At 61.6% G+C, this 21,881-nt stretch carries 19 protein-coding genes and 1 pseudogene; 13 read left to right on the forward strand and 7 right to left on the reverse strand.

Translation table 11 applies throughout. The features are described from left to right. The first annotated feature begins 89 nt into the window (after positions 1–89). The 4 genes from ACPPVP_RS11025 to ACPPVP_RS11040 all read left to right on the forward strand — a co-directional run bounded on the left by ACPPVP_RS11025 (position 90) and on the right by ACPPVP_RS11040 (position 3,823). Positions 90–1,016, forward strand: a complete 927-nt coding sequence (locus tag ACPPVP_RS11025; RefSeq protein ID WP_426534007.1) for an SMP-30/gluconolactonase/LRE family protein — start codon at positions 90–92, stop codon at positions 1,014–1,016. A 106-nt stretch (positions 1,017–1,122) separates the two neighbouring features. After that, complete coding sequence (locus ACPPVP_RS11030; protein WP_426534009.1) at positions 1,123–1,716, forward strand: GNAT family N-acetyltransferase; 594 nt, start codon at positions 1,123–1,125, stop codon at positions 1,714–1,716. Positions 1,717–1,740: 24 nt separating this feature from the next. Continuing rightward, positions 1,741–3,384, forward strand: a complete 1,644-nt coding sequence (locus ACPPVP_RS11035; RefSeq protein WP_426534011.1) for a GMC family oxidoreductase — start codon at positions 1,741–1,743, stop codon at positions 3,382–3,384. 79 nt (positions 3,385–3,463) lie between these two features. Continuing rightward, on the forward strand, positions 3,464–3,823 hold the full coding sequence (locus ACPPVP_RS11040; RefSeq protein ID WP_426534013.1) for a hypothetical protein: 360 nt from the start codon (positions 3,464–3,466) through the stop codon (positions 3,821–3,823). 122 nt (positions 3,824–3,945) lie between these two features. Here the strand turns inward: ACPPVP_RS11040 and ACPPVP_RS11045 are convergent, their stop codons facing one another. The 3 genes and pseudogenes from ACPPVP_RS11045 to ACPPVP_RS11055 form a co-directional block, all read right to left on the reverse strand. Further along, entirely contained in the window at positions 3,946–4,437 is a 492-nt protein-coding gene (locus tag ACPPVP_RS11045) for an RlpA-like double-psi beta-barrel domain-containing protein (RefSeq protein ID WP_426534015.1), read from the reverse strand. Between the two features lie 673 nt (positions 4,438–5,110). Next, the gene (locus tag ACPPVP_RS11050; RefSeq protein WP_426534017.1) at positions 5,111–6,814 is read right to left on the reverse strand and encodes an amidohydrolase; all 1,704 of its coding nucleotides are present in this window, start codon (positions 6,812–6,814) and stop codon (positions 5,111–5,113) included. A gap of 247 nt (positions 6,815–7,061) precedes the next feature. Then, positions 7,062–7,265, reverse strand: a pseudogene (locus ACPPVP_RS11055) (2Fe-2S iron-sulfur cluster-binding protein); the annotation flags it as partial. Positions 7,266–7,279: 14 nt separating this feature from the next. Between ACPPVP_RS11055 and ACPPVP_RS11060 the strand changes: the two are divergent. The 6 genes from ACPPVP_RS11060 to ACPPVP_RS11085 all read left to right on the forward strand — a co-directional run bounded on the left by ACPPVP_RS11060 (position 7,280) and on the right by ACPPVP_RS11085 (position 14,633). After that, positions 7,280–8,590: a four-carbon acid sugar kinase family protein gene (locus tag ACPPVP_RS11060; RefSeq protein ID WP_426534019.1), complete on the forward strand. Its 1,311-nt coding sequence runs from the start codon at positions 7,280–7,282 to the stop codon at positions 8,588–8,590. Then, a complete protein-coding gene (gene pdxA, locus ACPPVP_RS11065; RefSeq protein WP_426534021.1) occupies positions 8,587–9,597 on the forward strand; it encodes a 4-hydroxythreonine-4-phosphate dehydrogenase PdxA in 1,011 nt (336 codons plus the stop codon). Before ACPPVP_RS11060 ends, pdxA begins: the two co-directional genes overlap by 4 nt. Positions 9,598–9,997: 400 nt before the next feature. Continuing rightward, positions 9,998–12,067, forward strand: coding sequence for a PQQ-binding-like beta-propeller repeat protein (locus tag ACPPVP_RS11070; protein ID WP_426534023.1), 2,070 nt, complete (start codon positions 9,998–10,000; stop codon positions 12,065–12,067). A 78-nt stretch (positions 12,068–12,145) separates the two neighbouring features. Then, positions 12,146–12,805, forward strand: coding sequence for an SCO family protein (locus tag ACPPVP_RS11075; protein WP_426534025.1), 660 nt, complete (start codon positions 12,146–12,148; stop codon positions 12,803–12,805). A gap of 30 nt (positions 12,806–12,835) precedes the next feature. Further along, positions 12,836–14,116, forward strand: a complete 1,281-nt coding sequence (soxC, locus tag ACPPVP_RS11080; RefSeq protein WP_426534027.1) for a sulfite dehydrogenase — start codon at positions 12,836–12,838, stop codon at positions 14,114–14,116. After that, positions 14,103–14,633 (forward strand): c-type cytochrome, encoded by a 531-nt coding sequence (locus tag ACPPVP_RS11085; protein WP_426534029.1) that lies wholly within the window; start codon positions 14,103–14,105, stop codon positions 14,631–14,633. The genes soxC and ACPPVP_RS11085 overlap by 14 nt, the downstream gene beginning before the upstream one ends. Before the next feature lie 99 nt (positions 14,634–14,732). Here ACPPVP_RS11085 and ACPPVP_RS11090 read toward each other — a convergent pair whose 3' ends face one another. From ACPPVP_RS11090 to ACPPVP_RS11100, 3 genes are read right to left on the reverse strand one after another with little or no spacing between them, the layout of a single operon-like run. Beyond that, a complete protein-coding gene (locus tag ACPPVP_RS11090) occupies positions 14,733–15,719 on the reverse strand; it encodes a PDR/VanB family oxidoreductase (protein ID WP_426534031.1) in 987 nt (328 codons plus the stop codon). A gap of 10 nt (positions 15,720–15,729) precedes the next feature. Beyond that, positions 15,730–16,482, reverse strand: coding sequence for a GntR family transcriptional regulator (locus ACPPVP_RS11095; protein WP_247519926.1), 753 nt, complete (start codon positions 16,480–16,482; stop codon positions 15,730–15,732). Positions 16,483–16,486: 4 nt separating this feature from the next. Then, positions 16,487–17,536 (reverse strand): Rieske 2Fe-2S domain-containing protein, encoded by a 1,050-nt coding sequence (locus ACPPVP_RS11100; protein ID WP_426534034.1) that lies wholly within the window; start codon positions 17,534–17,536, stop codon positions 16,487–16,489. A gap of 168 nt (positions 17,537–17,704) precedes the next feature. Here ACPPVP_RS11100 and ACPPVP_RS11105 point away from each other — a divergent pair, with 168 nt between their 5' ends. The 3 genes from ACPPVP_RS11105 to ACPPVP_RS11115 all read left to right on the forward strand — a co-directional run bounded on the left by ACPPVP_RS11105 (position 17,705) and on the right by ACPPVP_RS11115 (position 20,303). Further along, entirely contained in the window at positions 17,705–18,211 is a 507-nt protein-coding gene (locus ACPPVP_RS11105; RefSeq protein ID WP_426534036.1) for a MarR family winged helix-turn-helix transcriptional regulator, read from the forward strand. A gap of 172 nt (positions 18,212–18,383) precedes the next feature. Beyond that, on the forward strand, positions 18,384–19,253 hold the full coding sequence (locus tag ACPPVP_RS11110) for a Bug family tripartite tricarboxylate transporter substrate binding protein (RefSeq protein ID WP_426537790.1): 870 nt from the start codon (positions 18,384–18,386) through the stop codon (positions 19,251–19,253). Between the two features lie 18 nt (positions 19,254–19,271). Continuing rightward, a complete protein-coding gene (locus ACPPVP_RS11115; RefSeq protein WP_426534038.1) occupies positions 19,272–20,303 on the forward strand; it encodes a methyltransferase in 1,032 nt (343 codons plus the stop codon). A 29-nt stretch (positions 20,304–20,332) separates the two neighbouring features. Here the strand turns inward: ACPPVP_RS11115 and ACPPVP_RS11120 are convergent, their stop codons facing one another. After that, positions 20,333–21,835 carry a flavin-containing monooxygenase gene (locus tag ACPPVP_RS11120; protein WP_426534040.1) on the reverse strand — a complete coding sequence of 501 codons (1,503 nt, stop codon included), beginning with the start codon at positions 21,833–21,835 and terminating at the stop codon, positions 20,333–20,335. Between the last annotated feature and the right edge of the window lie 46 nt (positions 21,836–21,881).

Raw genomic sequence — 21,881 nt, forward strand, 5'->3', positions numbered from 1 at the left:
TGCTTTGCCATAACATGGCGCAACGAGTTGTTGCGCGTGCGGGGTCGAGCCAAAATCCGCCTGCAGCCAAAAGCAAGCCGGGAGGATTCATGGCCGATATCCGCGTTCTCGCCACCGATCTGGAATTTCCGGAAGGCCCGGTCGTCATGCCCGACGGCTCGGTCGTGCTGGTCGAAATTCGCGGCAAGCGGCTGACGCGGGTTTATCCCGACGGGCGGAAAGAGGTGGTCGCGCAAATTCCCGGCGGCCCCAATGGCGCGGCGCTGGGCCCCGACGGCAAGATGTACATCTGCAACAATGGCGGCTTCAGCTGGGTTCCCACCGGCAAGATGATCATGCCGGGGCCGCAGCCCGATGACTATCAGGGCGGCTCGATCCAGCGTGTCGATATGCAGAGCGGCAAGGTCGAGACCGTCGTCACCAAATGCGGCGAGCACGCCCTGCGCGGGCCCAACGACCTGGTGTTCGACAAGCACGGCGGCCTCTGGTTCTCCGATCTCGGCAAGCGCCGCGCTCGCGAGATGGATGTCGGCGCGTTCTACTATCTCAAGCCCGGCATGAAGGAGATCGTCGAGGCCGTGCACGGCGTGCTGCCCGCCAACGGCATCGGCCTGTCACCGGACGAGAAGACGGTCTACATCGCGGAGACGCCGACGGCGCGGTTGTGGGCCTATGAAATCTCGGAGCCCGGCACCATCAAGCCGCGCGACGTGATCTATCGCGGCGAGCGCGGCAAGCCGATCGCGGGGCTCGGCGGCTACCAGATGTTCGATTCGATGGCGGTGGAAGCGGGGGGCAATGTCTGCGTCGCGACGCTGGTCTCGGGCTGCATCTCGGTGATCGCGCCCGACGGCACGCTGGTGGAGCAGGTGCCGACCGGCGACCGCGTCACCACCAATATCGCCTTCGGCGGGCCTCAATTGAAGACGGCGTACATCACGCTTTCGGGCAAGGGTGAACTGATAGCGATGGACTGGGCGCGGCCCGGGCTGGCGCTGAATTTTTTGAACAAGTGATAACGTCCGTCATTGCGAGCGCAGCGAAGCAATCCATGTTGCCACACGTGGATAGATGGATTGCTTCGCTGCGCTCGCAATGACGGTGTGAGAACGGAGTTTTTGAATGGCCTTTCTTGAACCGGTGACCCTTCAGGGCGCGCATGCGCGGCTGGAGCCGTTGTCGCACGATCACATCGACGGACTGGTGGAAGCCGTGAGCGACGGCGAGCTGTGGAAGCTCTGGTACACCTTCATCCCGACCGCCGAAAACATGAAAAAGGAAATCGACCGCCGCCTCGGCCTGTTCGCGGCCGGCTCGATGCTGCCGTTCACGGTGTTTGACGCCGATAGCAAAATCGCCGGCATGTCGACCTACATGAACGTCGATGCCGCCAACCGTCGCGTCGAGATCGGCTCGACCTGGTACGCCAGGCGTGTGCAGCGCAGCGCGCTCAATACCCAGTGCAAATTGCTGCTGCTGACGCATGCGTTCGAGAAGTTGAATTGCATTGCGGTCGAGTTCCGCACGCATTTCTTCAATCACCAGAGCCGCCGCGGCATCGAGCGCCTCGGCGCCAAGCAGGACGGTATTCTGAGAAGTCACCAGATCGCGCCGAACGGCACGTTGCGCGACACCGTGGTTTACAGCATCATCGCAGCCGAATGGCCGACGGTGAAGGCGCATCTCACCTATCAACTCAACGACAAGCCGCGGTAGCGAAGCCGCGCCAGAAGCGAAACAATGGAAACGTTCGATTATGTGATTATCGGCGCGGGCTCCGCAGGCAGCGTGCTCGCCAACCGGCTCGGCGAAGATCCCGCGAGCCGCATCTGTGTGCTGGAAGCGGGGCCGACGGACTGGCATCCCTACATTCATCTGCCGGCCGGCTTCATCAAGACGTTCCACATGAAGAGCGTCAACTGGGGCTACCAGCAGGAGCCGGGCCCATGGACCGGCGGCCGCAGCATCTATGCGCCGCGCGGCAAGACGCTGGGCGGATCGTCCTCGATCAACGGGCACATCTACAACCGCGGCCAGCGCCAGGATTTTAATACCTGGGCGCAGCTCGGCAATCGCGGTTGGGGCTATCCGGACGTGCTGCCCTATTTCAAGCGGCTGGAGCGCCGGGTCGGCGAGGGCGACGAGACCTATCGCGGGCGCGACGGCAGCCTCACCGTCACCACCATGGATTGGAACGATCCGCTGTGCGAAGCCTTCATGGAAGGCGCCGTCAGCCTCGGGATTCCGCGCAATCCCGATTACAACGGCGCGATCCAGGAGGGCGTGTCCTACTGCCAGCGCACCATCGAGAACGGCCTGCGCATGAGCGCGGCCAAGGCGTTCCTGCATCCGGCGCGCAAACGGGGCAATGTCGATGTGCGTACGCATGCGCATGTCACCAACCTCATCTTCGAGGGCAAGCGCGCGGTCGGCGTGCGTTATCTCAAAGGCGGAAAGGGCGGCACGCCTGTCGAGGTGCGCGCGAGCAAGGAAGTCATCCTTTCCGGCGGCACGTATAACTCGCCGCAGGTGCTGCAACTGTCCGGTATAGGTTCGCCGGAATTGCTGCAATCGCACGGCATCGAGGTCCGCCACGCGCTGCCGGGCGTCGGCGAAGGCCTGCAGGACCATTACGCGCCGCGCTCGGTCGCGCGTGTCAAGAACATCCAAACCATCAATGAACTCCGTCGCGGCCTAAGCCTGTGGGTCGAGGCGCTGAAATGGGCCACGACACGGCGCGGCCTGCTGTCGCTGTCGCCGACCATGGTTTATTGCTTCTGGCACTCCGGCGAGACCACCGAGAGCTCCGACCTGCAGCTCACCTTTACGCCGGCGAGCTACAAGGAAGGCGTGCAGGGCCAGCTCGAGGACGAGCCGGGCATGACGGTGGCCTCATGGCAGCAGCGCCCCGAGAGCCGCGGCTATGTCCGCATCCGCTCCGCCGACCCGTTCGCGCCGCCGATCATCCAGACCAATTACCTGGTCGAGGAGATCGACCGCCGCGTCGTCGTCGCCGGCATGAAGCTGGCGCGCCGGCTGCTCGCGTCGAAGCCGCTCGCGCCGTATTACGCCTATGAGGATTTCCCCGGACCCAAGGTGCAGAGCGACGATGAGCTGCTCGCCGCCGCCACCGAGCGCGGCACCACCACGTTCCATCCCGGCTGCACCTGCCGCATGGGACCGGCGGACGCCAAATGGGCCGTGGTCGACGATCAGTTGCGCGTGCACGGCCTGCAAGGCCTGCGCGTGGTCGACGCCTCGATCATGCCGCGGATGATCTCGGCCAATCTCAACGCCTCGACGCTGATGATCGCCGACAAAGCCTCCGACATGATTCGCGGCAAGACGGCGCTGGAGGCGGTGAAGTTTCCCGAGCAGGCCTAGGCGTGATGGAAGCAGCTGCGTTGTACCGTGCACTCAGATTTGAATCGCCTCTCTGCGGCCGGCCGTCTATGGTGCGGTGATGTCGCGCCTCATGTTTCTGTTGATTGCTGTCGTCCTGTCCCTGCTGCCGACCGTCGCGCCGGCTGAGCCGGCTCACAAACGGCCGGCGCCACGCTGGCACGGATACGGCTTCCTGCCGGGCTATCGTCAGCCGCCGAATAACACCATTCCGCCTTACGCCGAGAAAGCTTCGGCTTCGCGCATGGCGCGCCGCAACCAGCGCCATTGGTATATCGATCCCGTCCCACAATATTACGGGTACGACGGCGACTGGCACTATTTCGGCAGGCCTGGATTTTACGGCGGTCGCTACAATGGCGGCAGCTTCGGCCCGTGCTGGACGCGGACGCCGATCGGTCCGGTCTGGAATTGCGGCTGATCAAGCCAGCGCCTGAAGTCCGCGCGCGTGCGCATCGGTTTGCCGCCGGTGGCGGTTCACGGTGCAGAGCGGACATTCGGCGAAACTCTGATGTCATGCTCTGCTTCTTACCCGTGCGATGTTCAGCCAACCGGGCCGGGGATCCAATAGTCGCCGAAAAGCGGCCTGACTATTACGCTATAAATGACCCCGAGCTGCAGGCTCGGATCGAAATAGCGCATCGCCCGCTCATTGAGGTCAATGATGCGGCCAGGCGTTAGCGGCCCCACGTCATTTATCTTGACGATGATCTTCTTGCCCACAGCTTCAACGAGGGCGTACTTCGGCCTCGCGCCAAATTGGACCCCACCAAATTTCTGGCGCAAGCTCGTCTTGATGGCAGCCGCCCAGACAGAGGGATCATAGCGCTCGCCGGAGGCCGTGTTCGGGCCACCCTCCCGCCATCCGGGCCGGAACGGATTGTATGTGGATGCAGCGCCAACGATCGCATCCCCGGACGCTTCATCGACGACGGCACTTGAATGAACTGCAACGACTTCGCTTCGAGCAACGGTAACAGAGCACGCAAGCGCAAGTACGGCGCCGCAAATTGCGGCGCGCGAGCGATACAACATCAGAACTCCTTGATTGATTTTCTAGAACGTTCGGTTCCCGATGCCGCAAAACTGGCTGTCGAACGCGGAAGCGTTGACGAACTCGCGCCAATTTTTTGCGGATCGTGCCAATCGGGGCAGTGGAACCGTTGTGGGAACCAGTGTGGTCCTCGCACAGGTGTTCTTAGTTCTCATCGACTAAGACAGAGAATGCGTCAGCAACATGACTGAATAGAATCTATTGGCTGAGCTCAGCAGGAGTAAGCATCTACCGATGACTGCGCGGGATCTTGAGAAGGCCGTGCAGCAATGTCTGCTTCTGGCGCCATGTGCAGAAGTCGCCGCTCTGCTCGATCACCGCATCGTCACGGGCGAGCACTCAATCCTCGCGAACAGCATTCTGCGATGCTCACCGCCGGACTGTCGCGCACTGAAATCCTGAAAAGCCTTCTCGTATGGACTGTGCCTGCTTTTGCTCCGATGAGCCTGCTCTGGTTCGGGCGATTACTGGAGCGGCGCGTCCGCTACCGACTTCAAATCGGAGTGGCGAAAGCAACTCGCGAATGCACGATCCAGAATCCTGACTCGAATCCTTCCGAGGGAACCGATGCGGGTGATCAGATCGTTCTGAAGTTTGCTCACTATCGTGCGGTTCTCCTTTGCGTCTCGATGTCTCGTTTGCCGAGGCTGCGGTTCAGCGCTGAAAGACGACCTTGCCGCCGACCAGCGTCAGGTCCGCCTTGATGTCCTTGATCTGCTCTTCCGGCACGGCCATGTAGTCCGCGGAGAGCACCACGAGGTCGGCAAGCTTTCCGGGCCCGATCGTCCCTTTCTGCGCTTCCTCGAAGGTGTAGTGCGAGGCCGCGCTGGTGTAGAGGCGCAGGGCCTGCTCGCGACTGATGGCTTCCGAAGCGCCGTAGACGTTTCCATTCGGATCCTTCCTGGTCACCATGATGTACATGTTGAGGAACGGGTTGATCGGATTAACGGGGAAGTCCGTTCCGGCGCCGAGACTGTCGAGCCCCATTTTCGCGATCATCGTCCTGGTCGGCACGGCGCGGTCAGCGGTCGCCCGCCCCAGAAACCGCTCGACGGTCGCGGCCTTGTCCCACATGAAGACGTTCTGGAAATCGATGCGGACTCCCAGCCTGTGCGCACGCTCCATCTGCTCCGGCCTGATCAGACTGGCGTGGATGAGGACGAAACGACGATCCCGGATCGATTTTTCCTTGTCGGCTGACTCGAGCGCGTCGAGCACCTGGTCGATACCGAGGTCGCCGACGACGTGCACGCCGACACGCCAGCCGTAGCGGTTGCAGATCGAGATGAGTTGCTTCAGCCGTTCGGGCGTCTGCTGCGCGATGCCGTGGTAGTTGTCATGTGAATCAGGATAGACGTCGCGCATTAGGGCTGTCTTCAGCGTCATGCCGCCGTCGTAGAAGATCTTGATGCCGGCGAATTTGAGCCAATCGTCGCCAAAACCCGACGAGGCCCCGTTGCCCGACATGATCGCTTCCCATGCGGTGAGATCGGCAGGGGGTTCTGGCCGGAACATCACGCCGGTGCGCAAGGTCGCTTTGCCGGACGCGGCAAGCTTCTGCAGCGTACGGATATCGCGGGCTTCCGTTGCGCCTTCGACCGCGCTCGTGATTCCGAAGCTGTTCAGCACGCTTTCGGCAATTGTGAACTGCCGTATTTCATCGTCTTCCGTCCACGGCGGCACGGCCTTCTCAACCCGATCGATCGCGGTCTCGACGAGGACGCCAGTCAATTCACCGGCAGCGTCGCGCTCGAAGGATCCGCCGCTCGGATCCGCAGTGGTCTTGTCGACCCCTACCTTCTGCAGAGCCATGGTGTTCGCCATCGAGAAATGCCCGACGGTGCGCAGGTAGACCGGATTGTCTGGAACGACGCTATCGATCTCCTGCCTGGTCAGATAGCGCTTCTCGGCGAGTTGCGACGGCGGATGCCACGCACCACCCACGATCCACTCGCCGGGCTTCTTCTTGGCCGCGAATACCTTGATCGCCTCAAGCGCTTCCGCGACCGTCTTCGCTCGGCTCATGTTGACGACATAGTCGGCAAGACCAGCTGCCTTGAAGTGAGCGTGAGTATCGATCAATCCGGGAATGACGGTCTTGCCGGATACATCGAGCACGCGCGTCCGGGCGCCGGCAAGCGACTTGATCGATGCGCTGCTTCCAGTCGCGAGAATCTTTCCTTCCCTGACGGCGACCGCCTCCGTCACGGTCGATTGTTCGTCCAGCGTCAGCACCTTTCCGTTGATGAGGACGAGGTCAGGCGCGTTGAGGTCTCCCTGCTGGGCCGCCGCAGGTGCAGCGCCAGCGAACCACATTCCCGCGCCAACAACCGCGAGCGCCGTCAACTTGCAGACCATCGCATCCTCCTCAATCTAATTTGTTCAATAGGCGAACATTTGTTCTATTTTTTAAGAATAACTCCCATCTCGAAGCGGTTCAACGCTTCTTGGACAAAACCCACGCGGACATTTCTGGTTTATGAGCGCGCGACCTGGTCTGCCGAAAGGCTGAGCTTCCGCTCGCGCATGCGGCGGAGGGGCGGGCTGCTGCAGCGAGTGACACCGTTCGTGTGGAGAGAGTTTCCCCACCCGCATCGAAATTCGCTTAACGATGCGCCACTTCCGGCCGGTACAGCGTGTCGATGGTGACGACACCGATCGCGCGCGACACGCAGGGGCAGATCTTGCGGTTGTCGTGCTTCTGCTGATCGCTGAAGAACACATCGCGATGGTCGATCTCGCCCTCGACGGCAACGACATCGACGGCGCAGACGCCGCATTCGCCGCGCTGGCAGTCCGATATCACATCAGCGTGCCGCCTCCTTGCTCACCACGCCCGTCTATGGTTCGCGCAAAGATCGAATTATTCAAGTATTGTTCCTCACGATGACCCGTCGTTGGTTGATTCTCGCAGACGATCTTACCGGGGCCGCAGACTGCGCGATCGCGCTCGGCGGCCGCGGCCTGGCGGCAGTGGTGACCTGGGGTGACATCGAAAATGTGCGAAGTCAGGAGCCCATTCTGGCCTACGACACCGCAAGCCGGAGTCTTTCGGCCGATGCCGCCGCTGCTCGTCACAGAGAGGTGCTGGCGAGCCAGCCAGTATCAGGGCGCTTCTTCTTCAAAAAGATTGACTCGACCTTGCGGGGGCAGCCTGCAGCGGAGATTGCGGCGACACTCGACTGTCTGCGATCACGATCAGGTTCGGCATTTGGGGTGCTTTCAGCCGCCTTTCCTGCGGCCGGTCGCACGACCAGGAACGGCCGCATCCTCGTCAATGGCCGTGCGCTCGAGGAAACAGACCTTTGGCGACGCGACCATACCTATCCCAAGGCTGATCTTGTTAACGTTCTTGCAACCGCTGGCATTTGCAGCAAGAAAGTTTTGCTTGCCGCCGTCCGCAGTAGCCAGTTGAAATCCATTCTCGCTGGGTTAGCTGACGAAGGCAAAACGGTTGCTGTCTGCGACGCGGAGACTGAAGACGACCTGCGCCTGATCGCAAAGGCGGCCCTGCAAGCCTCGCCTGCCAGCGTCTTTATCGGCAGCTCAGGTCTGGCGCATGCGCTGGCTTGCCTTGACGTCAGTAAGATCGTTGAGCCGCTGCGCATTCCTGCCAGCAAATACGGTATATTGACCGTCGTTGGCTCGCTCGCCGAGGCTTCGGGGGCTGCCGCGCGTCGTTTGAATGAGACCGGGACCGTGGCCTATTTCCCGATTGAGCCGGAAATATTGCGCAAAAATGGTGCTGAGCGGGCAGCCGTCGCCGTAACCATCAAGGAGCGACTTGCTGGCGGCGGAGATGTCCTCGTCAAGATCATGAACAATGGGTCTCCCGACATGTCGCTTGGCCCCGAGCTCGTTACAAGCTTGGCCGATACGCTGGAAATCACGGTACCCGTCATCGGTGCATTTGCCATCACGGGCGGCGAAACCGCTGCGGCACTCTTGTCGAGGTTCGGCGTCATCGGTATCCGTCTTGCTGAGGAGATGGAGCCGGGCGTTCCGCTCGGACTAACTCTTGGCTCATTGTCGGTCCCGATAGCCACCAAAGCGGGCGCGTTCGGAGATGAGTATAGCCTCATCCGCATCAATGAGCGCCTTCGCGCCGTTCGAACCAGAGGAAGCTTTATATGACCCGTCCGACGATTGCGATCACGATGGGCGACCCCGCCGGTATCGGGCCCGAAGTGATCATGAAGGCGTTAGCAAAGCCGGAAACACGTGAAATCTGTAATGCGCTGGTGATCGGTGACGCCAATCGCTTGCGTAAGGCAGGCAAGATCGTCGGCGAGCGGCTTGAAATCGATGCGCTGCGCGATGCGGACGATGCGAATTTTGCTTCGGGCGCCGTACAGTGCCTGGACTTGAACCTCGTGCCGGATGACTTGCCGTTCGGCAAGATGTCTGCGACAGCGGGAGAGGCAGCTTATCGCTTTATTGAAAGAGCCGTCCAGGTCGTGCAGGCAGGCTCCGCGCAGGCCATCTGTACCGCACCGCTTTCCAAAGAAGCGCTGCACGCGGCCGGGCATAAATATCCGGGCCATACCGAACTGCTGGCCTATCTTACCGGCACGCGTGAGGTCTCGATGATGCTCGTGTCATCGAAACTTCGTGTCATCCACGTCACCACGCATATCGGTCTGCTGGACGCCATCGACAAAATTGAGCCCGGCCTGGTCGAAAGGGTCATAACCCGCGGGCATGAGGTGTTGGTGCGCGCCGGCCTTCTCAATCCAAAGATCGGCGTTTGCGCTATCAACCCGCATGCCGGGGAAAACGGGCTATTCGGCCGAGGTGAGGAAGCAACGAAAATCGCGCCCGCCATCGAGGCCTGTCAACGCCGAGGCTGGGATGTGCGAGGCCCGTTGCCTGCGGACACGCTGTTTTTTCTCGCTGGCCGGGGCGACTACGACATGGTCGTTGCGATGTATCATGATCAGGGTCATGGCCCGATCAAGGTGCTGGGACTGGAGGCCGGCGTGAACATAACCGTCGGCTTGCCGGTGATCCGTACTTCGGTCGATCACGGAACGGCCTTCGATATCGCGGGCAAGGGCATTGCCGACGAACGCAGTCTGATCGAAGCGTTGCGGCAGGGAGCTGAGCTTGCGCCGAAACGCAGCCCTGCGGCCGTTGGATGAACGACCGCTTGTGGCGCAAAGCGGGCATTCGTCCAGGCAGATGTCGGCTAAGCGCCGATATTGTTGCAAAAGTCGAAAATCGAACAACCTTAAAAATCTCGCGAAAGTCGATCTCTGGACTTCTCTGCTGCCGCGTCGCTTTTCAACGCCATCACGGAGGTCCGTGATCGATTTTGGATGAAGCGATATGGTCCCTCGCGTCGCCGCGCGCTAGACGCATCAGCGGCTCTAAGAATTGTCGACCGCCACCCCGAAAAGACTTTTGCAACAATATCCGCCACCAAGCGACATTCCTGGAGCGCAGGCCGGAACTCATGCAAACGGTCTAGCTAAATCTTTTGGTCGACGATACGCTGACATTGACTGGCCGAACGCCAGCACGAAAATCAGGGAGGCGGCAATGCTTCGTCTGGCACGGTGGACGGTTTCCGCGTTGATCGTTTTCGGCCTGTTGACAATGGCGCACGCGCCCGCCCGAGCCGCTGATGCAGAGATCGACAGTTTACTTCGAAGCCCCGCCGGCAAAGACTGGGTTACGAATGGCGGCAATCTCACCAATAATCGCTATTCTACGCTGAAGCAGATTGATACGACAAATGTCGGGAAGCTTAAGGGCGCCTGGATGACGCGCCTGAAAGGCTCGGGCAGCGGCGGCAAATATTCTTTCGAGGCGTCACCACTTGTAAAGGACGGCATCATGTATGTCGTCACCGGCAACGACGATGTCTTCGCACTCAACGCCAAGACCGGCGATGTCATCTGGGAATACTGGTCAGGCATCGATCAGACAATCTCGACGATCTGCTGCGGCTGGGTCAATCGCGGTCTGGCGATGGGAGAGGGACAAATCTACCTCGGCCAGCTCGACGCGAACGTCGTCGCGCTGGACATGAAGACCGGCAAGGTCGTCTGGAAGACGCCGATCGAGAAGTGGCAGAACGGTTACGGCATAACGAGCGCGCCGCTCTACCATGACGGTGTGATCTACAGCGGGATCACGGGTGGTGAGTTTGGCGTCCGCGGCAGACTGACCGCACTCAACGCTAAAACGGGCGAGATCATGTGGCGCTGGTTTACACTGCCTGGTCCTGGCGAGAAAGGCAGCGAGACCTGGCCGCCCGGCACCGACCATTCGATGCGCGGTGGCGCGCCGATCTGGAATACGCCGGCGCTCGATCCCGAACTCGGCCTCCTTTACTTCGCGGTTGGCAATTGCGGGCCGGATTACGACGGGTCGATGCGTGAAGGTGATAACCTGTTCTGCACCTCCATCGTGGCCCTGAAGGTCAAGACCGGGGAGTACGCCTGGCACTTCCAGCAGGTGCACCACGACATCTGGGACTACGATGCAGCGAGCCCGGTTGTCCTGTTCGATACCATGATCAACGGAGAACCGCGAAAGGGGATCGCCGAGGCCGGTCGCACGGGCTGGGTCTACATCCTCGACCGCACCAACGGAAAACCGCTGATCGGCATCGAAGAGAAGCCGGTGCCGCAGGAACCACGGCAGAAGACAGCGGCGACGCAACCCATACCGGTTGGCGATGCGGTCGTGCCTCAATGCGCGGAAAAGATTCCGGGTTACGACGAGGCCGGTTGCATCTACACCCCGTTTTGGGAATCCCCGGTCCTGATCCAGCCTTCCGGTATCGGCGGCGTCAATTGGTCGCCAATGCCGTATAGTCCGGATACCGGCTATTTCTACGTGCCGGGTACGGTGCGCACCAGCGCGTTCACACGCTACAGCAGCCAGTTCACCACCGGGCTGCGATACACCGGTGGCGGACAGGCCGCGCCGATTGGCTCGACCATGAGCGGCACTTTCACCGCGATCGACGCCAAGACCAACAAGATCGCCTGGCAGCACAAGACGCCGTACCGCGTCGGCGGCGGCGGCGGCTCGACCGTTACGGCGGGCGGGCTGGTGCTACGCGGCGAGCCGGACGGCAATTTCCTCGCGCTCGATGCCAAGACCGGCCAGGAGCTGTTCCGCTTCCAGACCGGATTTGGCGCGGACGCTCCGCCTGTTGTCTACGAGGTGGATGGCGAGCAGTTTATCACGATCGCGACCGGCGGCAATCAGATGCAGGGGAGCGCCTATGGCGACGCGGTCTGGACCTTTTCACTGAATGGTAAGCTCGGCCCACTGTGGCCGCCGCCCGCGCCACCCACGGTGGCCGGCCCAACCGGACCGATCGCGGCAGGTGCCAACGCGATCAGGATCGGCGCCAATAATACCGAGTACAGCTTTTCTCCGGCCCGCACCCGGATCAAGAGCGGTACCACGGTGAGCTTCACCAATGTCGGCGATCTTCCGCACGACGCGAGCGCCTTGCAGCAGCAGGATAACTGGAGCACAGGCGCGCTGGCCAAGGGCGAGATGAAAGCGGTCAAGTTCGATAAGCCCGGCATCTACTACTACATCTGCACGCCGCATCCGTGGATGTACGGGCAAGTGATTGTCGAGTGATCGCGCCGAAGCTGAACGCGACCAAGACGGCTTCTCGCGGTTTTCCGCAGGAAGGCGTATCTTTCCGGGAGTTGAAAAGTGGCGTTGTCCGATGGAGATGCGCGTTCCGGCGTCACGATGGCGCGGAGGTTAGGTGTATCGCGTTTCTGGCTTGCGCTGGCGTGCGTGCTTTTCTCCGCGCCGATTGCCGCGAACGAAACCGCTGAACCCTCGGCAACGGAATTGATCGAAGGGTTGCTGTCGGGCCGCGAGCCGGTCGGCGGTCCGTTCGAACTCACCGATCAGACCGGCCATCGCCGTACCGACGCGGATTTTCAAGGCAAGCTCGTCGTAATTTATTTCGGTTATACGTATTGCCCAGACGTGTGCCCAACCGAGCTTCAATCGATCTCGCTCGCGCTCGACAAGCTCGGTGCAGCCGCCGATACAGTGCAGCCCTTGTTCATCACCGTCGATCCGGGGCGCGACACGCCGGCGCGGCTTGCCGATTTTGTCTCATCGTTTCACCCGCGATTGATCGGCCTGACCGGCTCGCTTGCCGAGATCCGCAAAACGGCGATTGCCTACAGGACGTTCTTTGCCAAAAACGGCGCCACCACGGCGGACCATTATTCGGTCGACCATACCGGATTCATCTATCTGCTCGGCAAGGACGGGCGCTATCTCGGCTTCCTGCCGCCGAGTCTGTCGCCCGATGCTATCGCTGACGCCATCCGTGCACGACTTGGAGCAAAGTAGCCATAATCGTTTGCCAACCCGGAGGAGACGATGCGCAAGAACAAGCGGCCGCCACCGAGCGAACCGGAACAAGCGGCCGGCAACGGACTTCTTGATCGTCGTCTCTTCCTGACTGGTACTGCGGCGGCGATCGGAAGCGCTGCAATGGCGGACCATGCACGCGCTGCGGAGGCGCTGCCGGTCGAGCCGTGGATGAAAACACCGGGCTCGCCCTTTGTGCCTTACGGACAGCCATCGAATTATACGAGCAAGGTTGCGCGCGTGTTCGCGAGCGCGCCCGGGACGACCGGCACCGGGGCATCGCGCACGCCGCATCACCTGCTCGACGGCATGATTACGCCGAATGGACTTCATTTCGAGCGCCACCACAGCGGCATTCCCGACATCAATCCCGAGACGCACCGGCTGCTGATCCACGGCCTCGTCAAGCGCCCACTGGTCTACACGCTGGACGCGCTGATGCGCTACCCTATGGAGTCGCGCATCGCTTTCATCGAGTGTGCCGGCAACAGCGGATCGCTGTATCAAAAGGAACCGGCCCAGCTTGGCGTCCAGCCCATCCATGGCCTGTTGTCTTGCGCCGAATGGACCGGTGTGAGACTCGCGACGCTTCTGGAGGATACCGGCGTCGACCCGGGCGCGCAGTGGATCCTGGCCGAAGGCGCCGACGCGTCAGGCATGAGCCGCAGCGTACCGCTTGAAAAAGCGATGGGCGACGCGCTCGTTGTGATTTACCAGAACGGCGAACCGGTGCGGCCGTCAAACGGCTATCCGATGCGGCTGTTGTTGCCGGGCTATGAAGGCAACATGAACGTCAAATGGCTTCGGCGCATCAAGCTGACCGAAGGGCCGACGATGACGAAGGATGAAACCTCGAAATACACGATGCTGCTGAACGATGGTAAATCGCTTCAGTTCTGTTTTGCGCAGGAGGCCAAGTCGGTGATTACGCGCCCCTCTCCCGGCCTGACGATGGGAGCGCCAGGATTGTACGAGATCACGGGTCTTGCCTGGTCGGGTTATGGACGGATCGCGAAGGTCGATGTCTCCGCCGACGGCGGCGCGAGCTGGGCGCCGGCAGCGCTGCAGGAGCCGGTGCTGCCGATGGCGGTCACGCGCTTTCGCTCACCCTGGCGTTGGGATGGAGGCCCGGCGACGCTGCAGAGCCGTGCCACCGATGATTCCGGATATGTGCAGCCGACGCGGTCGAAGCTCATCGCCGATCGCGGCGCCCGGGCTATCTACCATTTCAACGGAATTGCAAGCTGGGCCGTCACACAAGGTGGCGAGGTCAAACATGTCTACGCGTAATCCGCTGCTCGCGGCCTGTTTGGTACTCCTTGCCGGGTATGGCGCCGCGCTGGCGGAAAGCCCCAATCTGGGGAAAACCGCGAGCCCCGAGGAAATCGCCTCCTGGGACATCAGCATCGGCCCCGGCGGCGCAGGACTGCCGTCCGGCAGCGGAACGCCGCAGCAAGGCGAGCAGGTCTATCTCGCCAAGTGCATCGCGTGCCACGGCGAGAAAGGGTCGGGCAAGCCGAACGACCAACTGGTCGGTGGCCAAGGATCGCTCGGTCCAGGTCAAGCGCCGGTGAAGACCGTCGGCAGTTTCTGGCCCTACGCCACGACCCTCTTCGACTACGTGCGGCGCGCCATGCCGCTGAACGAATCCAAATCGCTCCGCGATGAGGAGGTATATGCGGTGGTCGCCTACGTCTTGCTGCTTAACGGCATAATAGGAGAGAGCGATAAAATCGATGCGCATACGCTGCCCGCGATGCGAATGCCGAATCGAGATGGATTTGTCCGTTTTTCCCGAGAGAAATGATTCTAAATCGAGCCCCTGACGTCCGTTAGTCAAAATGAACTTTGTGGGAAAGTCTGCTTCTGTCGCAGGGCGCACATTCGGCATGCTGACGATGCTCGCTTAACGATGCAACGCCTCCGGCCGGTACAGCGTGTCGATGGTGACGACACCGATCGCGCGCGACACGCAGGGGCAGATCTTGCGGTTGTCGTGCTTCTGCTGATCGCTGAAGAACACGTCGCGATGGTCGATCTCGCCCTCGACGGCAACGACATCGACGGCGCAGACGCCGCATTCGCCGCGCTGGCAGTCCGATATCACCTCGAAGCCGGCGGCGTTGAGCGCGTCGAGCATCGAGCTGTTCTGCGGCACGACGAGTTCGGTGTCGGTATCCTTCATCCGCACGCGGAATTCCGCGGTCGGCTTCAAGCCGCTGGAGCCGAAGGTTTCGTAGCGCAAATCAGCCGGCGCGCGTCCCGCGTCGTTCCAGGCGCGCCGCGCCGCCTCCAGCATCCGCATCGGCCCGCACATGATGGCGATGGCATCGTCAGGCAAAGCGCGGAAGGTGGCGTCCAGGTCGAGCCGCGCGCCTTCATCGGAGGCGTGCACGATCAAGCGATCGCCGAGCAGCGCCGTTAGTTCGTCGAGGAAAGCCGCATCGCCGCGCGATTTGACGGCGTAGTGCAGGGGAGCATCGATATTCCTACGGCGCAGCGCGGCTGCGATGCCTGTGATCGGCGTGATGCCGATGCCGCCGGCGATCAGGCAATAGTTCTTCCTCGTCCAGTCGATTTCAAGCAGGGACGCCGGATTTGAAGTCTCGATCCGCGCGCCGGTATGCAAATTCCACATGCCGCGCGAGCCGCCACGGCTGTCCGGTGCAAGCCGAACCGCGATCCGATAGGTGCCGACATCGCTGTTCTCCACCAGCGAATAGGAGCGCCGCGCGGGCTGTCCATCGATCAGCACGGTGACGCCGATATGGCTGCCGGCCGGGTAGGGCGGCGCGCGGCCGTTCTCGGGACGCAGGCGAAATTCGCGGATCGTGGGCGTCACGTCGCGGACAGCTTCGACGGTGCACCAGCTCCATTGCTCGGCAAAACGCATGGGCGCTTTCCTATTCGGCTGACGATTTGAGCAGAGCGAGCGCAGGCATCAGTTCGAGATGCGTGCGGTTTCGGATCGCGAGCCGCAGATTGCGCGCGGCAAGCCGCGAATGCTCGCGCATCACAGCCTCGGCCCGCGCGCCCTCGCGGTTCTCGATGGCGTCGACCACGATGCGATGGTGATCCTGCCCGAGCAGCAGGATCTGGTGCGCTTCCGGCAACGCCGACTGCGCCATCACGAAGGCGCTGGGCGAGGCGAACGGCAGCGCGGAGACGCGATCGATCTCCCGGATCAGCGGCGCGCTGGCGGACAGTTCATTGAGCAGCGCGTGGAAGCGCGCGTTCATCGTCACATAGGCGGAGAAGGCTTCGACCGAAATCGGGTCCTGGCGAACCAGCTGGTCGAGATCGGCGAGGCATTCCTTCAGCGGCTCCAGGCTGCGTGCGCTGACGCCGCGTTCGGCGGCAAAGCGGGCGGCGAGGCCTTCCAGCGTCCCGCGCAATTCGATCGAGTCGAGGATGTCGCGTTCGGTAAACGCCTTTACCATGAAGCCGCCGGAGGGGATCGCCTGCAGCAGGCCTTCATCCTCCAGCCGCACCAGCGCCAGCCGCACCGGCGTCCGCGACACGCCCGTGATATCGACCGCCTGCAATTCGCTGATGCGCTCGCCCGGGCGCAGCCGCCCGGACAGGATCATGTCGCGCAGCGCAAGTTGCGCGCGCACGGTCTGCGAGACGGAGCGCTCGGCGTCGCGTTCGCTCATGACATCACTCCGCAGCCTGAACTGTCTGCGGCGCGGTTTCGCGCGCGACCATGCGGTCGATCACGCGCCGCGCCCACATCGCGCCCGCATCGATGTTGAGGTTGTAGAAGGTGCGGTCCGGGTTCTCGTTCATCGCGCGCTGCTGCGCTTCGAGGATGATTTCATCTTCGTGGAAGATGCCGGCAACGCCCTCGCGGATTTCGGTGGTCAGCTTCTGCTCGGTGGTGCGGTAACTGCGGACGAAGGCCCAGAAATAATGGCACGTCGTCTCTGTCTCCGGCGTCATGGTGTTGAGCACAAAGCCGTTGACGCCCTGCGAGCGGTCGCCCTCCGGTGCGCCGGTGCCGGCGGGCGCCACGCCGACGTCGATATTGACGGTGCCGGGCGCCTGGAAATGGATGATCTGCCAGCGGTCGACCGGGCCGGGCTGCTGCAATTGCGCCGCCCAGAACGGCGGGGCGTCGATGCCGTGCATCCAGCGCGTCACGGTCACGGTCTTGTCGCCATGGGTGACGTCGAACGGGGCTTCGGCGACGTGGTCGTTGCCGATGCTGGAGCCATGCACGAAAGCCTCGTGTGTCAGGTCCATCAGATTGTCGACCACGAGGCGATAGTCGCACTTCACATGAATGGTCTTGCCGTCGCCGGCCCAGGCCGGATCGTCGTTCCAGTGCATGTCGGGCACCAGCGCAGGGTCCGCCAGCGCCGGATCGCCCATCCACAGCCAGATGAAGCGATGCCGTTCGACCACGGGATAGGAACGCACGCAGGCCGAAGGATTGATGGTGTCCTGCGAGGGCATGTAAGTGCAGCGGCCCTGCGCGTTGAATTTCAGCCCATGATAGCCGCAGACGACGGTGTCGCCATCGAGGCGCCCCTTCGACAGCGGCACCAGCCGGTGCCAGCAGGCATCCTCCAGCGCGCACACTTTGCCGTCGGACTGGCGGTACATCACGACATGCTTGCCGCAGATCGTGCGGGGAAACAGTGCGTGCTTGAGGTCGACATCCCAGGCGGCGGCGTACCAGGCATTGAGCGGGAACGAGGACGGCATGGATTGGGCTCCGTACGATGAATTCTCAATGTATACTGAGATTGGCAAAATTTGGCAAATTATCCCATATTTAGGTATCTAAAAACCTCTTGAGTATACCAATATCGAGATTGACCGCGAAAGTAATTTGTATTCTTATTATTAGAATTCTTATTACCTGGATTTGTCATGTCGAAGCTTCACCTCAATTCCGGTGGCGTTCTCCCCTCCCACCGCGTGCCGGCACATCTGGCGCGCCGCTTCAATCAAATTTGCCTCGGCGTGACCGCCGAAATTCTCAGCGCCGAGGGTTTGACACCGCTGCTCTGGGGCGTTCTCGCGGCGATCCTGGAGGAGCCCGGGAGAGGACAGAAACAGGTGGCACAACGCATGGGGGTGGACGCGGTCAATTTCGGGCAGATGGTCGAGGAACTGGAAGACAAGGGTCTGATCGAGCGAAAGGTCGATCCCGACGACCGGCGCGCGCGCAAGCTCTATGTCACGGAACGAGGGGCCTCGCTGCGCCGCCGCTTGCGCCCGGCCGCGCTTGCCGCTCAGGAACGTCTGCTCGCTCCGCTCGATGCGGACGAGCGGATCGCGCTGCTCGACATGCTTGTGCGCATCATTGAAGCAAACGACTCCTATGCTCGTCCCGGAAACGGTCGACGCAAGCCGCAGCGCAAATCCAGCCAGTGAACGATGGGAGGTAGCCGTGACGTTCCCGCAGATATCTGGTTCATGGGCTGCTCGTAGCCCTACCCTTGGAAAATTTCCCCGGCTGCGCGCGCTCGCAGGCCTTGCGGCTTTCGTCATGACTCTTGCTGCGCCGATTTCTGCGCGTGCCGATTGGCCCGAGCGGCAGGTCAAGATGGTCGTGACGTTTGCGCCCGGAAGCGCCAACGATGCGGCGGCCCGGATTTTCGCCGATGCGCTTGGCAAGAAATGGGGCAAGCCGGTCGTCGTCGAGGATCGGCCCGGCGCCGAGGGCACGATTGGCGTCGGTTCGTTCGTGGCAAGCCAGGATGATCATACGCTGCTGTACACCGTGGCCGGCTCGATCACTGTCGCGCCAATGCTGATCGAGAAGCTGCCATACGATGTCAACCGTGATCTGGTGCCGATTTCCGCAACCACCGCGATCGTCCTGATGCTCACGGTCAGCAACCAGCTATCGGTCAACAGCATCCCGGAGCTGATCGAGGCGTTGCGAGCGAGTCCCGGCAAACATGCCTGGAATTCGGGGCCGACTTTGCCGCGGTATGTATTTTCGGCGTTCCTGAAGCAACACGATCTGAAGATGAATTTCGTCAGTTATCGCGACGCCTCCCAGCCCCAGGCTGATCTGGGGGAAGGTCGCATCCAGGCGCTTCTGACCTCATTGACTGCGTCATCCTCGCCCGTTCAAGCCGGAAAGGCGCGCTTTCTCGCCGTCGTCAACCCGACCCGCGCCGCCACGCTGCCCGATGTCAAGACCGCGCGAGAGCTCGGATATCCGGAGCTTGAAATCGAGGGGCTGGCGGGCATCTTCGGTAGCAGGATCATGCCGGAGGCCGTGCGAAACCGAATTGCCGCCGACGTTGCAGCCATCTGTCGCGATACAGATATTCGCGGCAAACTGGAGGCAGGCGGGCACAACGTGCTGAGCGGCACGACCGAGGAGCTGAAAGCGGGAATCGAAAGGCAGCGATCGGCAATGAGCGAGCTCGCCAAACTAATCGATATCCGGAATCCACAATAACACAGTGAGGGAAGCACGATGTCATCGCAAGTATCCGCCCTCAAGCTTTTCGATTTGATTCAGTCTCACCGGGTGACCGCCGTGATCCATGTGGCGGTCAAACTCGGCATCGCCGAGCTGTTGCGGGACGGACCGCAGACGCTTGGCGAGCTTGCAAAATCAACCAGCGCGGACGAGCAGTCGCTTGGACGTCTGCTCACCGCGCTCGCCACCATCGGCATATGCGAAAGGACCAGCGAAGGTTCATACGCGTTAACGGAGGTGGGTGCCGGCCTTGACGGCGAAGCGAAGCAATCGTTCAAGAGCTGGGCCATCTTTGAAGCCGAGATGCTTTCGGAGCGGTGGAGCGGGTTGCTTGAATCCGTGATGACTGGCAAGACGGCGGCGGAACTGCAGGGCCTTGCCAACAGTTTCGAACTGATGGGGCTAACGCCCGAGCACGTCACCATATTCAACGCTGCGATGACCGAACTCACGCGGCTGGTAACGCCGGATATCCTGCGTTCCTATGATTTCAGCGGGATATCTCACCTGATGGACGTCGGCGGTGGATCCGGCGAACTGCTCGGCGCCATCGCGCAGCAAAACCGGAAACTGCGCGGAACTGTTTTCGACCTTCCGAGATGCGCCGAGGCCGCTGGCAATCATCTTCGGCAGATCGGAGTCAGCGATCGCGTCGAATTCGCCGCCGGTGATTTCTTCAAATCCGTCCCGACGGTCGCTGACGCCATCATTCTCAAGAGCATCATCCATGACTGGAATGATGCGCGAAGCATCTCGATCCTGCGTAACTGTCGTCAATCGCTGCCGGGTGGCGGCAAATTGCTGTTGGTCGAACGGCTGATGCCGGAGACGCCGGGCACGGCCGACGACGACAAGGCGCACGCGATGAGCGACCTGAACATGATGCGCGGGCCTGGCGGCAGCGAGCGCACCAAGCGGCAATATCGCGAATTGCTCGAGCAAAGCGGTTTTGCTCTGGCCGCGATTCATCCGGCCGGCCGCTTCAATGTGATCGAGGCACGTTCTGCCCAGGCAATGCAGGGTTAGGGGATGCAACGCTCACGCGGCGTCTGGGCTCAGCCGTAAACGAACGCCTTGTCCTTCAGGTCGATGTTCGGAAACTCGTCCTTCTCGGCCCAGTAGTCCTGGTTGTGCTGCCATTCCGGCTTTTCGCCGCGCTTGGGCAGCAGATGCATGCCGCGCATCATGTAGCCGGGATTGAAGTTTTCGGGATCGATCCACGGCAATAGCGGCATGTTGTGGTCTTCGGGGCGGAGCTGCGGCGTCACTTTCTTGGCGCCGGTTTCCTTCATGTGCGTGAGAAGCCGGCAGACAAAGTCGGCGACGAGGTCGACGCGCAGCGTCCAGCTCGCGCGGAAATAGCCGAACACCCAGACCAGGTTGGGCACGCCGGTGAACATCATGCCGCGATAGGTCACGGTGTCGGCGAAGTCCAGCTTCTTGCCGTCGACGGCGAACTCGATGTCGCCATTGGCCGAGAGGTTGAAGCCGGTCGCGGTGACGATGATGTCGGCCTCCAGCTCCTTGCCGGACTTCAGCAGAATTCCCTTTTCGGTGAAGCGGTCGATCTCGTCGGTGACGACGGAGGCCTTGCCGGACTTGATGCCCTGGAACAGGTCACCGTCCGGAATGAAGGCGATGCGCTGCCGCCATGGCCGATATTTTGGCGTGAAGTGGGTCGCGATGTCGTAGTCCTTGCCGAGATAGGCTTCCACCGCCGACAGCAGATCCTTCTTGGCCGCCTCCGGCTCCGCAAAGGTCTTGCGGGTGAAGGCGTCCTGGTCGAACAGGATTTTTCGCCGCGTGATCTCGTGGATCCACTTTTCATCCACCTGCAGTTTCCGTAATTCCTCCGCGATCTCAATGGCGTTGCGCCCGGTGCGAAAGTACGTCGGCGAGCGCTGCAGCATGGTGACATGCGCGCAATCGTTGGCCAGCGCCGGGATCAGGGTTGCTGCCGTGGCGCCCGAGCCGATCACGACGACGCGCTTGTTCTTGTAGTCGAGGTCTTCAGGCCATTTCTGCGGGTGGACGATTCTGCCCTTGAATTTGGCCATGTCCTGCCACTCCGGCGTATAGCCCTCGGTGTGGCGATAGTAACCCTGGCACATCCAGAAGAAGTTGGTGGTGAAGCGCCGCTTCTCTCCGGTGTCGGTGCGCGTGGCTTCGATGGTCCAGAGGTTTTCCTCGCTCGACCATTTTGCCGAGGTGATGGTGTGCTGATAGCGGATGTGGGCTGCGAGATCGTTCTCCTCGATCACGTCGCCCATGTATTTCAGGATTTCGGCCGCGCTCGCGATTGGCGCCGTCGTCCACGGCTTGAAGCGGTAGCCGAAGGTGTGCAGGTCGCTGTCGGAGCGAATGCCCGGATAGCGGTGGGTGGTCCAGGTGCCGCCAAAGGTCTTCTGGGCCTCCAGCGCGACGAAGCTCGTGCCCGGGCATTGCGTGGTGAGGTGGTAGGCCGCGCCAACGCCCGAAATGCCGGCGCCGGCGATCAGGACGTCGAAATGCTCCGTGGTGCCGGGCGACGCCTTGTCGATCTGGGTTTGAACGTTCATCTGCCCTGTTCTTTTTTCGTTTGTTGTTTTTGAAAAACGAAACGCC

Source organism: Bradyrhizobium sp. McL0615 (assembly GCF_049993905.1).
Lineage (GTDB): Bacteria > Pseudomonadota > Alphaproteobacteria > Rhizobiales > Xanthobacteraceae > Bradyrhizobium.

Coding starts and splice junctions, on each gene's coding strand:
- ACPPVP_RS11025 (WP_426534007.1), top strand. CDS start 90: ATGGCCGATATCCGCGTTCTCGCCACCGATCTGGAATTTCCGGAAGGC.
- ACPPVP_RS11030 (WP_426534009.1), top strand. CDS start 1,123: ATGGCCTTTCTTGAACCGGTGACCCTTCAGGGCGCGCATGCGCGGCTG.
- ACPPVP_RS11035 (WP_426534011.1), top strand. CDS start 1,741: ATGGAAACGTTCGATTATGTGATTATCGGCGCGGGCTCCGCAGGCAGC.
- ACPPVP_RS11040 (WP_426534013.1), top strand. CDS start 3,464: ATGTCGCGCCTCATGTTTCTGTTGATTGCTGTCGTCCTGTCCCTGCTG.
- ACPPVP_RS11045 (WP_426534015.1), bottom strand. CDS start 4,437: ATGTTGTATCGCTCGCGCGCCGCAATTTGCGGCGCCGTACTTGCGCTT.
- ACPPVP_RS11050 (WP_426534017.1), bottom strand. CDS start 6,814: ATGGTCTGCAAGTTGACGGCGCTCGCGGTTGTTGGCGCGGGAATGTGG.
- pdxA (WP_426534021.1), top strand. CDS start 8,587: ATGACCCGTCCGACGATTGCGATCACGATGGGCGACCCCGCCGGTATC.
- ACPPVP_RS11070 (WP_426534023.1), top strand. CDS start 9,998: ATGCTTCGTCTGGCACGGTGGACGGTTTCCGCGTTGATCGTTTTCGGC.
- soxC (WP_426534027.1), top strand. CDS start 12,836: ATGCGCAAGAACAAGCGGCCGCCACCGAGCGAACCGGAACAAGCGGCC.
- ACPPVP_RS11085 (WP_426534029.1), top strand. CDS start 14,103: ATGTCTACGCGTAATCCGCTGCTCGCGGCCTGTTTGGTACTCCTTGCC.
- ACPPVP_RS11090 (WP_426534031.1), bottom strand. CDS start 15,719: ATGCGTTTTGCCGAGCAATGGAGCTGGTGCACCGTCGAAGCTGTCCGC.
- ACPPVP_RS11095 (WP_247519926.1), bottom strand. CDS start 16,482: ATGAGCGAACGCGACGCCGAGCGCTCCGTCTCGCAGACCGTGCGCGCG.
- ACPPVP_RS11100 (WP_426534034.1), bottom strand. CDS start 17,536: ATGCCGTCCTCGTTCCCGCTCAATGCCTGGTACGCCGCCGCCTGGGAT.
- ACPPVP_RS11105 (WP_426534036.1), top strand. CDS start 17,705: ATGTCGAAGCTTCACCTCAATTCCGGTGGCGTTCTCCCCTCCCACCGC.
- ACPPVP_RS11110 (WP_426537790.1), top strand. CDS start 18,384: ATGGTCGTGACGTTTGCGCCCGGAAGCGCCAACGATGCGGCGGCCCGG.
- ACPPVP_RS11115 (WP_426534038.1), top strand. CDS start 19,272: ATGTCATCGCAAGTATCCGCCCTCAAGCTTTTCGATTTGATTCAGTCT.
- ACPPVP_RS11120 (WP_426534040.1), bottom strand. CDS start 21,835: ATGAACGTTCAAACCCAGATCGACAAGGCGTCGCCCGGCACCACGGAG.